The organism is Streptomyces sp. NPDC004732, from assembly GCF_040609235.1.
Classification (GTDB): Bacteria; Actinomycetota; Actinomycetes; order Streptomycetales; family Streptomycetaceae; genus Streptomyces.
The window spans coordinates 21,795-35,693 of the sequence record NZ_JBEXJR010000004.1; the positions used below are offsets into that span (position 1 = coordinate 21,795).

The 13,899-nt window shown below is 72.9% G+C and carries 3 protein-coding genes; all 3 read left to right on the forward strand.

Features of this window, described 5'->3' with window-relative positions:
• Nucleotide 1 precedes the first annotated feature (1 nt).
• The 3 genes from ABZV77_RS12520 to ABZV77_RS12530 all read left to right on the forward strand — a co-directional run bounded on the left by ABZV77_RS12520 (nt 2) and on the right by ABZV77_RS12530 (nt 13,890).
• On the forward strand, nt 2-11,347 hold the full coding sequence (locus ABZV77_RS12520) for an amino acid adenylation domain-containing protein (protein WP_356254365.1): 11,346 nt from the start codon (nt 2-4) through the stop codon (nt 11,345-11,347).
• 143 nt (nt 11,348-11,490) lie between these two features.
• On the forward strand, nt 11,491-12,696 hold the full coding sequence (locus ABZV77_RS12525) for a cytochrome P450 (protein ID WP_356254368.1): 1,206 nt from the start codon (nt 11,491-11,493) through the stop codon (nt 12,694-12,696).
• 78 nt (nt 12,697-12,774) lie between these two features.
• Nucleotides 12,775-13,890 carry a cytochrome P450 gene (locus ABZV77_RS12530; protein WP_356254371.1) on the forward strand — a complete coding sequence of 372 codons (1,116 nt, stop codon included), beginning with the start codon at nt 12,775-12,777 and terminating at the stop codon, nt 13,888-13,890.
• Nucleotides 13,891-13,899: the final 9 nt, after the last annotated feature.

Genomic DNA, 13,899 nt, shown 5'->3' on the forward strand with positions numbered 1-13,899 from the left:
GATGACGACCCGATCCCGATCCCTCGTCGAGGACGTGTGGCCCCTCTCGCCGCTGCAGGAGGGGATGCTCTTCCACGCCTCCTACGACGACCAGGGCCCGGACGTCTACACCGTGCAGTCGACGCTCGACGTGGCAGGACCCGTGGACACGGATCGGCTGCGGGCATCGTGGGAGGCCCTGCTGACCCGGCACGCGGCGCTGCGCGCCTGCTTCCGCCCGGTGACCGGCGCCCGGATGGTCCAGGTGATCCCGCGTGAGGTCACGCTGCCCTGGGGCGAGGCGGACGTCAGCGGGCTCGTGGAGCCCGAGGCGCTCGCCGAGATCGACCGGCTCGCGGCACGGGAACGCTCGCGGCGGTTCGACCTCGCCGTCCCACCGCTGCTGCGGCTCCTGCTCGTGCGCCTCGGCGAGCGGCGGCACCGGCTCGTCGTGACGTTCCATCACATCCTCATGGACGGCTGGTCGATGCCGGTCCTCCTGAACGAGCTCTCCCAGGTGTACGCGGCGGGCGGCGGCGCCTCCGTGCTGGGGCGCGTGGCGCCCTACGGCGAGTACGTGGCGTGGCTCGGCCGCCAGGACAAGGACGCGGCACGCGAAGCCTGGCGCGAACAGCTGGCCGGGGCCGACGGATCGACGCTCGTCGCGCCGAAGGACCCGGGCCGCGCCCCGGTGCTGCCCGACCACGTCCTCACCGAGCTCCCGGCCGAACTGACGGCCTCGCTGGCCGAGTTGGCGCGCACCCGCGGGCTGACGGTGAACACGGTGGTGCAGGGCGCGTGGGCGCTGGTGCTCGCCCGTCTCGCCGGACGCACGGACGTCGTGTTCGGCGCGACCGTCGCGGGCCGCCCGGCCGAGCTGCCGGGCGTGGAGTCGATGATCGGCCTGTTCATCAACACGCTGCCGGTGCGCGTGCGCCTCGACGGGGCGCAGCCCGTCGCCGAGCTCCTCGCGCGGCTGCAGGAGGCCCAGTCGGGGCTGATCGCCCACCAGCACGTGGGGCTCGCCGAGGTGCAGAAGCTCGCCGGGCCCGCCGCGGTCTTCGACACGCTCGTCCTGTACGAGAACTATCCGCTCCCGCCCATGGGCCCCGAGCCCGGCCCCGACGCCGTGACGATCAGGCCCGCGGGGGCGTCGCGCGACGCCTCGCACTATCCGCTCACCCTCGTCGCCGTCCCGGGCGGCGACCGCATGCGCTTCAAGCTGGACTACCGGCCCGACCTGTTCGACCGGGCCGCGGCGGAGTCCGTCGTCCAGCGGTTCGTGCGCGTCCTCGAACAGGTCACGGCCGACCCGTCGGCCCGCGTGGGCGACATCGACGTACTGGAACAGGCGGAGCGGACCGCGGTGACCGAGCGCTGGAACGCGACCGGACAGCCGCTGTCGGCCGGATCGGTCGTCGAGGCGTTCGAGGCACGGGCCCGCAGGGCACCGGACACGGCCGCCGTCCGCTGCGGCGAGAACACCCTCACGTACGGCCAGCTCGAACAGCGGGCGAACCGGCTCGCCCGCCATCTCGCCGGACTCGGCGTCGGCCGGGAACGCCGGGTGGGCCTGTGCCTGCCGCGCGGCACCGACATGATCGTGGCGGAGCTCGCGGTGTGGAAGGCGGGCGGCGCCTTCGTCCCCCTCGACCCCGACCACCCGGCCGACCGGCTGGGCTACATGATCGCCGACAGCGGCGCCGACGTCGTCCTGGCCACCGGCGGCACCCTCGCCGCAGTACCCGTGGGCGCCGCCCGCGTGCTCCTCCTCGACGAGCCGGAGACCGCCCGGACGATATCGGGGCAGTCCGGCGAGCCGCTGGGCCTCGCGGTCGGCGGCGACCAACTCGCGTACGTCATCTACACATCGGGCTCGACGGGCCGCCCCAAGGGCGTCGCCCTCGCCCACCGCGGCGTGCTGAACCTGGCCGATGCGATGAGGCCCGCGCTGGACCTGCGCGACGGCGTCGTGATGCTGCAGTTCGCCTCCTTCAGCTTCGACGGGGCGGTCCTGGACGTGGCCGTCACCCTGGCGGCCGGTGGCACCCTCGCCATCGCCTCCGCCGAGGAACGCACGGAACCCGAGGCGCTCGCGGGCATGATCCGCTCGACCGGCGTCGAGGCGGCAAGCGTCGTGCCGTCGGTGCTGCGGACGCTGGACCCCGAGACGGTCGCGGGCGTACGGAACTGGGTCCTCGGCGGCGAGTGGCTGACCGCCGACCTCGCGAGCCGCTGGACCGGGCGGGCCCAGGTGTGGAACACCTACGGCCCCACCGAGGCCACCGTCATGGCGACGGTGGGCCGCGTCGACGAGGGCATCAAGCCGGTGGACGCCCCGCCCGCCATCGGGCGCCCGCTCGGCAACATGCGGACCTACGTCTTGGACGGCTTCCTGCGCCCCGTGCCGCCGGGCGTGAGCGGCGAACTGTACGTCGCGGGGCCCGGCGTGGCGCGCGGCTACGTGGGGCGGCCCGATCTGACGGCGGAGCGGTTCGTGGCGTGCCCGTTCGGCGCGGGCGGGCGCATGTACCGCACCGGAGACCTGGCCCGCTGGACCGCGGAGGGACAGCTGTCGTTCGCGGGCCGCGCGGACGAGCAGGTGAAGCTGCGCGGCTTCCGCATCGAACCCGGCGAGATCGAGGCCGTCCTGGCTGCGCACCCGTCCGTCAGCCAGACCGCGGTGATCGCCCGCGAGGACCTGCCGGGCGACAAGCGCCTCGTGGCGTACGTCGTCCCGGCGACGGAGGGTGAGACGGACGCGGAGGCGCGGCGCGACACCGAAGCCTCGCACCGCCTCGACACCGAAGCCCTCCGCGCCTTCGCCGCCACGCGGCTCCCCGAATACATGGTCCCGGCGACGACCGTCGTCCTCGACGCCCTGCCGCTCACCGTCAACGGAAAGCTCGACCGCGCCGCGCTGCCCGCCCCCGAGCTGGCCGTGCGCGGCGGCCGCGACCCGCGGACCCCCGTCGAGGCCACCCTGTGCGACCTGTTCGCTGAGGTGCTCGGCATCGAACGGGCGGGCGCCGAGGACTCGTTCTTCGCGCTCGGCGGCGACTCGATCTCGTCGATGATGCTGGTGTCCGGCGCCCGCCGCGCGGGCCTCGCGATCACCGCGCGCCAGGTCTTCGAGTACCGGACCCCGGCAGCCCTCGCGCTCGTCGCCGTCCCCGCGCAGGCCGCCATTGCGGGGGGCGGTGACTCCGGCACCGGAGAGGTGCCGCTCACACCGGTGATGCACGAACTGCTCGACCGGGTCGGCGCCGATGCGGCGGGCCGGGTCGTCCAGACCGCCGTGGTCGAGGCCCCTGCGGGCCTGCGCACCGACACCCTGGCCGACGCGGTGCGTGCGGTGGTCGACCACCACGACGTGCTGCGGGCCCGCCTGGAGACCGAACCGGCGCGGCGCCTCGTGGTGTCCGGGCCCGGCACCGTACCCGCCGGATCGTTCGTACGCCGCTTCGACGCGACCGGCACGTCCCCCGAGGACCTGCCGCGGACCATCGCGGAGGAGACCCGCGCCGCGGTAGCGAGGCTCGACCCGCGGGCCGGAGTCATGCTCCAGGTGGTCTGGCTCGACCTCGGCCCCGACACCGCGGGGCGGCTCGTCCTGGTCGTCGACCACCTCGTCATGGACGCCGTGTCGTGGCGGATCCTGCTGCCCGACCTGGAGCAGGCCTGCGCCGCGACGGCGGCGGGCCGCACACCCGAACCGGAGCCGGTGCCCACGTCGTTCCGGCACTGGGCCCGCGCCCTCGCCGAACAGGCGGCGAGCGCGGAACGGACGGCGGAGCTCGACGCGTGGACACAGCTGCTCCAGGGACCCGACCCGCAGTTCACCGCACTGCCCCCGGACCCGGCGCTCGACCTCGCCGACACGGTGCGGCGGGCATCGGTGACCGTCCCCGCCCACGTCACGACCGCACTCCTGACCGGCGTACCGGAGGCGTTCCACGCGGGCGTCGACGACGTACTCCTGACCGGACTCGCCGCGGCCGTCGCCGAGTGGTGCGACGGCGGCGCGCCCGACGGCGGCTTCCTCGTGGACGTGGAGGGCCACGGCCGGGTCGCGCTGTCCGAGACCATGGACCTCTCGCGCACGGTCGGCTGGTTCACCGGCACCCATCCCGTGCGGCTCGACGCGGGAAGGCCCGACTTCGAGGACTTCCGGGAAGGCGGCCCGGACGCGGGGCTCGCCGTCAAGCGCGTGAAGGAACAGGTGCGCGCGGTACCCGGCGACGGCCTCGGCCACGGCCTGCTGCGCCACCTCAACCCCGAGACCGCCGGGGAACTCGCCGCCCTCCCCGCCGCCCGGATCGGCTTCACCTACCTCGGCCGGATCCCGCTCGGCCCGTCGGCCGGAGGCACCGACGCGCCGCCGAGCGACGACGAGAGCCCGGCGAGCGCCCCCGCGGACGGCAGGTTCCCGGTCGCCCACCCGCTGGAGCTCGCCTGCGTCGTCCACGAAGGACCCGGCGGGCCCCGGCTCACCCTGAGCCTGGACTGGCCCCAGCGTCTGCTCGACGAGACGGCGGCCCGAGCCCTGGTCGACGGCTGGGCCGCCATGCTGACCGGCCTTGCCGCACACGTCGACGAGCCCACCGCGGGCGGCCACACCCCCTCCGACTTCCCGCTGGTCGCCCTCGACCAGCCGCAGATCGACAAGCTGGAGACCGCGGCCCCGGACCTGGTCGACATCTGGCCGCTGTCACCCCTGCAGGAAGGCCTCCTCTTCCACGCCCTGTTCGACCGGCAGAGCACCGACGTGTACGTCGAGCAGATGATCGTCGGCCTGGAAGGGCCGCTGGACGCGGCGCGCCTGCGCGCCTCCTGGCAGGCGCTCCTGAACCGGCACGCCAGCCTGCGGGTGGGATTCCGCCAGGTGGCGGGCTCCGGACAGTCCGTGCAGGTCGTCGCGGACCGGGCGACGCTGCCGTGGCGCGAGGAGGACCTTTCCGAACTCGACGAGGACGCCGCGTGGGAGGAGTCCGAGCGGCTCGGCAGGGAGGACCGCGCCAAGGGCTTCGACCTGGCGAAACCGCCGCTGGTGAAGGTGCTCCTGGCCAAGACGGGCGAGGACCGCCACCGCATGATGGTGACGCTCCATCACATTGTCCTGGACGGCTGGTCGTTGCCCGTCCTCCGGCGCGAACTGTGGGCCTGCTACGAAGCCGGCGGCACCGCGGCCGGACTGCCCCCGGTCACCCCCTACCGCGACTACCTCTCCTGGCTCGCACGGCAGGACAAGGACGCGGCGCAGGAGGCCTGGCGCGCGGAGCTGGCCGGGGCGGACGAGGCGACACAGGTCGTGCCCATGGCCCCGGGCGCGGTCGCCGCGCCGGACCCGGACGCCGCGTCCGGCGAGGTCTTCGCCGTGGCGGGCCCTGCGCTCGACCGCAGGCTCGGCGAGCTGGCCCGAGCCCAGGGCGTCACCCTGAACACCGTCGTGCAGACCGCCTGGGCCCTGGTCGTCGGACAGCTGGCCGGACGCCAGGACGTCGTGTTCGGCGCCTCCGTGGCCGGTCGTCCCGCGGACCTGCCCGGCATGGAGAACATGCTCGGCCTGTTCATCAACACCGTCCCGGTACGGGTGCAGTTCGCCCCCGCACGGACCGTCGCCGAGGTCCTCGCGGACGTCCAGGGCCGCCAGTCCGCCCTGATGGACCACCAGTACCTGAGCCTGGGCGACATCCAGCGGGTGGCGGGCCGCGGCGCGACGTTCGACACCCTCATGGCGTTCGAGAGCTTCCCCACCGGGACCGACCCGTCCACGGAGAACGACGGGGACACCCGCGAGCCGGGGCCTGCCGGTGTCGAACTCACCGAGGCAGGCATGCGCGAGTCCATCAACTACCCGCTCGGCCTGGTGGTGGACCCCCTCAACGGCCTGCGGATGCGGCTGACCTACCGCCCGGACGCCTTCGACGAGCAGGCCGCCCAGGCACTCCTTGACCGGCTCCTGCGGGCGCTGCGACAGATGACCGCGGATCCCGGGGCGCCCGTCGGCAGGCTGCAGCTCTCCGACGCCGCGGACCGCTCCCGCGTCCTTGAGGAGTGGAACGCCACGGCCGTGTCCCACCCGGACACCCTGGTCCCCGAGCTGTTCGCCGCGCACGCGCAGAGCTCGCCCGATGTGGTGGCGGTGCGGTGTGGTGAGGAGGTTTTGTCGTACGGGGAGTTGGAGGTACGGGCGAATCGGCTGGCGCGGCTGTTGGTGCGGGCCGGGGTTGGCTTTGAGTCCCGGGTGGGGCTGTGTCTGCCGCGTGGCGTCGACATGGTCGTGGGGGAGTTGGCCGTGTGGAAGGCGGGCGGCGCGTTCGTTCCGCTGGACCCCGAATATCCGGCTGATCGGTTGTCGTTCATGGTGGCCGACAGTGGTGCGCGGGTTGTGGTGGGTGTGGGCGAGAGTCTGGCGGAGGTGGCGGTCGGCGGTGCGCGGGTCGTGCTGCTGGACGGGGACGCCCCGGTCGATGCGGAGTCCGACGCCTCGCTTGGCGTACGGCTTTCCCCGGATCAGCTCGCGTACGTGATCTATACGTCCGGCTCGACGGGCCGCCCCAAGGGAGTGGCCGTTGCGCATGGCGGCGTGGCGAATCTGGCGGCGGCGATGCGACCGGTGCTGGGTGTGGACGCGGGCGTCACGGCACTGCAGTTCGCGTCGTTCAGCTTCGACGCGGCCGTGCTGGACGTGGCCGTGACGCTCTCCGGCGGCGGCACGTTGGCGATCGCTTCCGCGGACGAGCGGGCGGAGCCCTCCGCGCTGGCTGACATGATCGAGTCGGCCGGTGTCACCACGGCCAGCGTCGTGCCCTCCCTGCTCACCATGCTCGACCCCGCCTCCGTGCCCGGAGTCGGAAACTGGGTCCTCGGCGCGGAACTCATGACCGCCGCCCTCGCGAGCCGTTGGACGACACAGGCCCGGGTGTGGAACACCTACGGCCCCACCGAAGCCACGGTCATGGCCACCGCAGGGCCTGTCGACGAGAACATCAGGTCGCAGGACAGGCCGCCCGCCATCGGGCGTCCGCTGGACAACGTATGGACGTATGTCCTGGACGGTTTCCTGCATCCGGTTCCGGTGGGGGCTACCGGGGAGCTGTACGTTGCCGGGCCCGGCGTGGCCCGCGGGTATGTGGGGCGGCCGGATCTGACGGCGGAGCGCTTTGTGGCGTGCCCGTTCGCGGGTGGCGGCTTCGGCGAGCGGATGTACCGCACAGGTGACCTGGCTCGCTGGACGGCCGACGGGGAGTTGTTGTTCGTCGGGCGTGCGGATGAGCAGGTGAAGGTGCGGGGGTTCCGGGTGGAGCCGGGTGAGGTCGAGGCGGCGTTGGCGGCGCATCCCGAGGTGCGGCAGGCCGTGGTGATCGCCCGTGAGGACCGGCCCGGCGACAAACGCCTCGTCGGTTACGTCGTGCCCGAGACCGAGGACCTGGAGATCCAGTCCGTGCACGACCACCTGGCGAAGGCGCTGCCCGACTACATGCGGCCCGCCTCCGTCGTGATCCTGGAGACCTTGCCGCTGACGAGCAACGGCAAGGTCGACCGCGGGGCCCTGCCGCGCCCCGACTTCGCCGGGCGCATCTCGGGCCGTGAGCCGGAGACCGAGCTCGAAGCGACCCTTTGCGCGCTGTTCGCCGAAGTCCTCGGCCTGGAACGGGTGGGCGTCGACAACAACTTCTTCGACCTGGGCGGCGACTCGGGCCTGGCGATGCGGCTCGCCGCGCGGATCCGCGAGGAGCTCGGCAGTGAGCTGAGCATGCGCCGGTTCTTCGGCGAGTCCACGCCGCTCGGCGTGGCCCGGATGCTGACGTCCAAGGAGCTTCCGGAGCTGCGGCCCGTCGACCATCCCGACGAAATACCCGTCACCGCGGGCCAGTTGAGCACCTGGCGGCTCGCCAGGGCCAACCCCGGTTCCGCGGCCCAGCGGGTGTCGATCGCGCTGCGCCTGGGCGGCAGGCTCGACCGGGAGGCGCTGGCGGCGGCGCTGGGAGACGTCGCGGCACGGCACGACATCCTGCGCACGGTCTTTGTCGGTACGGACACGGGAACCGGCAGCACTGACACGGGCACCGGCACGGACACCCGCGCCGAAGCCGCCACTCGCACCGAAGCCGACACCGCCGACGTGCGCCAATGCGTCCTGGAGCCCGACGCCGAAGCAGCCCGCCCCGCCCTCCCCGTGACCACGGCGACCGAGCAGGAGCTTCCGCGGCTGCTCGCCGACCACGCGGGGCACGAGTTCGACCTCACCCGTGAGACGCCGTGGACGGCACGCCTGTTCGCGGTCACGGAGACCGAACACGTACTGCTCCTCGTCGTGCACCGCATCGCCACGGATGACGCGTCGCTGATCGTCCTGCTCCGTGACCTGGCGGCCGCGTACGGCGCACGCAGGGAGGGGCGCGCACCCGAACGGGCGCCACTGCCGCTGCAGTTCGCCGACTACGCCCTCTGGGAGCAGGAGATGCTCCGGGACGAGGAGGACCGCGACAGCCTCATCGGCGAGCAGTTCGCCTACTGGAAGAAGGCCCTCGCGGACGCCGACGCCGAGCAGGAACTCCCGGCCGACAGGCCCCGGCCCCCGCTGCCGTCCCACCGCGCCGACGAGGTGCCGCTGGTCCTCGACAGTGCCACGCACGTCCGGCTGACCGAGATCGCCGAGGCCGACGGCGCGACCTTCTTCATGGTGGTGCAGGCCGCGCTCGCGCTCCTCCTCTCGGGGCTCGGCGCGGGCACCGACCTCAGCCTCGGCACGGTGCTGCCGCGCCGGGACGAGGAAGGCGACCTGGACGGCGTCGTCGGCCCGTTCGCCGATCCGCTGGTCCTGCGTACGGATGCCTCGGGCGACCCCACGTACCGCGAACTGCTCCACCGCGCGCGGGACACGTATCAGCGCGCGGTCCAGAACCCGGACGTCCCCTTCGGGCGGCTCGTCGACGCGCTGGGGCTGCCCGTGGAGCAGCGGCACCCCGTGTTCCAGGTGGTCCTCGAGATCCTCAGCGACTCCGCCGAGATGTGGGAGTCGCCGGAACTGCCGGGCCTGCGCACCACCCGGCTGTCCGTGGGCACCCCGGCCGCCAGGACCGACCTCGTGGTCGGCCTCACCGAGCGGCACGGATCCGACAGCGGTCCGGACGGAGTCGACGGCGCGATCCGCTACGCCGCCGAACTGTTCGACCGCTCCACCGCATCCGCGCTCGCCCGACGGCTCGTCCGTGTCCTCCAGCAGGTGGCGGACGACCCCGAACTGCGGCTGAGCCAGGTGGAAATCCTCCTGGACGAGGCCGAGCGCCGACAGGCCCTGGAGATCCGCGGCGCCGCGGAGGCGCCGATCCCGGACGGCACCGTCGTCGAGCTGCTCGCCGAACAGGCGGCGCTGGCCCCCGACGCCGTCGCCGTCATGGACCACGAGGGGCTGCTCACCCACGGCGCGCTGGACGCCGCGTCCGCCCGGCTCGCCCGGCGCCTCGCCGATCACGGCATCGGCGCCGAGGACGTGGTGGTCCTCGCCCTGCCGCCCGCCTCGGGCCTCGTCGTCGCGCTGCTCGGCGTGCTCAGGTCCGGCGCCGCCTGCCTGATCGCCGACCCGAACCGGCCCATGGAGGACGTGGCGTCCTGCCTCCGGCAGGTCACGCCCGCCGCCCTCGTCTGTGCGACGGCCATGGCCCCGCTCCTCGGCGACGGCGTGACGGTGCCCGTCCTGCTGCTCGACGACCCTCGGCTCACCGCCACCAACGGCGCCTCGCCGCAAGGGGGTTCGCCGCTCGCGGCGCCTCTGCCCCGGCAGGCGGCGCTCGTCCTCGGCGCCTCGGCTTCGGACAGTGCCGACGGCACCGTCACGGGCGCCGTCGTCGAGCACCGGACGCTCGTCGACCACGCGGTGCACCACCAGCACGCCGCCCCCACGCACCACGGGGTGACGTTCCTCGACGTACGGGCCCCGGTCTCCGACCTGGTGACACCGCTGCTCTCCGCCCTGTGCGCGGGCGGCGGCGTCCGGCTCGGCACACCCGGGGAGGACGCGATACCGGCCGCAGGGCCGGGCGGAGCACAACGACTGGTCACCGCACGCGAGTTGCTGCCCGAGGTGATCGAACGCGCCGCCGGGGAAGCGCCGTTCGCCGAGGTGACGGTCGTCGACCACGAGGGAACCGCGGACGTCGACGACACCCGGGCCTGGCTGGCCGCCCATCCGCGGGCCACCCTGGTCAGCGCCCTCGGCGCGGCCGAGACCGGGGGACCCTGGCTCGACCACAGGACCGGTCCCGGCGAGACCCTGCCCGACCGGGCCCCCACCGGCACACCCGTGCCCAACACGTACGCCTACGTCCTGGACGACTACCTGCGCCCGGTCCCGCCGGGCGGCACGGGCGACCTGTACGTCGCAGGCTCATCGCTCGCGCGCGGCTACGCCGAAGCCCCCGGGCTCACCGGCGAACGCTTCGTCGCCTGCCCCTTCGGCGTCGACGGCGAGCGGATGCTGCGCACGGGCGAACGCGCGAGGCGGACCGCCGACGGTCTGCTCACCCTGCACGGCAGGGGGCGGAGCGGAACCCGCGCGGCCGGGCGTCGCGCGGGCGGCGACCACGGCGACCTGGAGATGCTGCTGCCGCTGCGGCCCAAGGGCAGCCTCCCGCCGCTGTTCTGCATGCACACCGGCACGGGCCTGAGCTGGGCGTACGCGGCGCTGCTTCGGCACCTGCCGCAGGACCGTCCCGTGTACGGCGTGCAGGCCCGCGGACTCGCCGAACCGGAGCCGCTGCCGCAGAGCCTGCAGGAGATGGCGGCCGACTACGCGCGGCAGATCAAGACCGTCCAGCCCGAAGGCCCCTACCACCTGCTCGGCTGGTCACTCGGCGGCCTGATCGCCCAGGCGGTCGCCACCCACCTGGCGGAACAGGGCGAACAGGTCCAACTCCTCGCGGTGATCGACGGCTACCCGGAGGGCTTCGGCGGCGCCCAGTACAGCAACGTCCAGCCCGAGGCGGGCCAGGACGACGACGCCTCCGCGCCCAGGGCCAGTGACTTGGGGCTGCCGCCCGACGAAGACATCGGCCAGGACATGGACGAGGGACTCAGGGCGAACATGCGTCAGGTCATCGACAACGTGGGACGGCTCACCCCGCGCCACACCCCGCGCCGCTTCGAGGGCGATCTGCTGCTCTTCGTCGCGGCCGAGGACCGGCCCGCGGACACCCCGGCAGCGGTCTCGGCCGAGAGCTGGCGGCCCTACATCACCGGCGACATCGAGTCCCACGAAATCGCCGCGGGCCACTACACGATGCTGCAGCCCGCGCCTTCGGCACGGATCGGAGGCGTCATCGCGGACAAGCTCCGGTCCGCGGCCGACACCGGAAAGGAGTGAGGCGAACGGAATGCCTGGCACAGCGGATCGCAGCGCTCCAGGAATCGTGAATTGAATCGTGAATTGCTACGGATTTCGCGGACGGGGACGGAAAGGGGTGCTCTGTCGTCCCCGTCGCGCGGAAAGGGCGAAAGGGCCCCTGAATGTCGAAGGCAGTGAGCACGTCCGCGCACACCCGTAGGGACGGGGTGGAACCCGTGCCGGAACTCGTCGAACTCGGCACGCACACCCCACTCGTCGAACTGGACACGGGTGGGCGCTCCCCGAGCCGTCACTGGCTCGCGACCGGCTACGACGAGGTCCGGGCCATCCTCGGCGACGACAGGTTCAGCATGCTGCCGCCCGACGACGGCAGGGGCGGCGGGAAGCCCCCGATCGAGGTCGGCAACCTGCGCCAGTACGACCCGCCGGACCACACGCGGCTGCGCAGGATGCTCACCCCCGAGTTCACCCTGCGGCGGATCCGCAGGCTGGAACCCTTCATCGAAGAGATCGTCGAGCACTGCCTCGACGCGCTGGAGGGGGCGGGCCGCCCCGCCGACCTCGTCCGGCACTTCGCCTGGCCCATCCCCGGCCTGGTCGGCTGCGCACTCCTCGGCGTGCCCCGCGACGACGCGGCCGAGATCGCCCGCAACCTGAACATCAGCAGGACCGGCACCGGCTTCGGCCGGTACACCAGCCGCGAGGAGCGGGAGCGCCAGCGGGCCGCCGTGAACGCGTACATGACCTACATGGGCAGGCTCATCCGGCAGAAGCGCCGCGACCCGGGCGACGACCTGCTCGGCATGCTGATCCGACGGCACGGCGCGGACCTCACCGACGAAGAGCTGACGGGCATGGCCGCCGCCATCATGGGCTCCGGCCTGGAGGACATCGGCGGCATGCTGGGGCTCGGCCCGCTGGTTCTCCTCGACCACCCCGACCAGCTCGCCCTGTTCCAGGAGCGGCCCGACCTGCTCGACTCGGCGGTGGAGGAACTCATCCGCTACGTCTCGTCGGTGCAGAACGCCACGCCCCGCACCGCCCTGGTGGACGTGACCGTCGGCGGACACCTGATCAGGGCGGGCGAGTCCGTGATCTGCTCCCTGCTCGGAGTGAGCCGCAATCCGATGAACGGGACGCCGCAGGACACGCTCGACATCACCCGCGACAACTCCGGACACCTGTCCTTCGGCCACGGCGTGCACCACTGCATCGGCGCGGTGCTGGCCCGTGTGGAGCTGCGCATCGCGATATCTGCCCTGCTTCGCCGGTTCCCCAAGCTGTCCGTCGCGGTCCCGGCCGAGGAAATCCGCTTCCGCACCTGGACACCCAATTACGGCGTCGACGAACTCCTCGTGAACTGGTGAGCACGGCTATTTGGACATCCTTGACGGGTGTGCCGAGCCAAATTCAGACTCGTGACATAGCGCGAAAGGATTCCGAGAATGCCCAAGCCACTGGACGAAACCGAGCAGTCGCCGCTCGTCGAGACCACCCCTCCCGGGACGCTGGACCGTGCCTGGCTCGCCACCGGATACGACGAGGTGCGGGCGATCCTCGGCGACACGGACCGGTTCACCACACTGCCGCCCGCGGACAACATCGAGGACTCCCGGCGCCTCGTGCAGCCCGGCAACCTGCTGCACTACGACCCGCCCGAGCACACCCGGCTGCGGAAGATGCTCACGGGCGAGTTCACCCTGCGGCGGGTGCGCACCCTGGAACCCCTCGTCGAGGGCATCGTGACCGAGCGTCTGGACGCCATGGAGGGCGCCGGGCAGCCGATCGACCTCGTGCCGCACTTCGTGTGGCCCACCACCAGCCTGATCGGCTGCGCGCTGCTCGGCATACCCCGTGACGACCAGGCCGAGCTGGCCCGCCACCTCGACACCAACCGCGTCGACAACCCCGACAGGGACCAGCGGGACGCGGCAGGCAACTCCTACCTGGTCTACCTCAGCAAGTTCACGGCACAGAAGCGCCGCAACCCCGGCGAGGACCTGCTCGGCCGCCTCATCCAGCGGCACGGCGCCGACCTCACCCCCGCGGAACTGACGGGGACCGCCGCGACGCTCCTCGCCTCCTTCATCCAGAACGTGGGCGGAACGCTGGGGCTCGGCATCCTCGCCCTGCTGGAGCACCCGGACCAGCTCGCCCTGCTCAAGGAGCGCCCGGAACTCATCGACCACGCGGTGGAGGAGCTGATCAGGAGCGTCTCGATCATCTCGCACGCCTCGCCCCGCACCGCCCGGGAGGACGTCAGCCTCGCGGGCAAGGTGGTCAAGGCGGGGGAGCCCGTGGCCTGTTCCCTGCTCGGCGCCAACAACACCCACTCGCCGGGGGAGCCCACGGAGCCCATCGACATCACCCGCGACAACAGCAGGCACATGGCGTTCGGGCACGGCATCCACTACTGCCTCGGCGCACCGCTGACCAGGATGGAACTGCGTATCGCGATAGCGGAGCTGCTGCGCAGGTTTCCCGAGGTGCGGCTCGCCGCGCCGCGCGATGCACTCCGTTTCACGTCCAAGGCCGTGGAGACGCTGCCGGTGGCCTGGTAGGGGGGCGAC

Excerpts from the sequence above, each read along its gene's own strand:
- ABZV77_RS12520 (WP_356254365.1), top strand. The coding sequence starts at position 2 with ATGACGACCCGATCCCGATCCCTCGTCGAGGACGTGTGGCCCCTCTCG.
- ABZV77_RS12525 (WP_356254368.1), top strand. The coding sequence starts at position 11,491 with ATGTCGAAGGCAGTGAGCACGTCCGCGCACACCCGTAGGGACGGGGTG.
- ABZV77_RS12530 (WP_356254371.1), top strand. The coding sequence starts at position 12,775 with ATGCCCAAGCCACTGGACGAAACCGAGCAGTCGCCGCTCGTCGAGACC.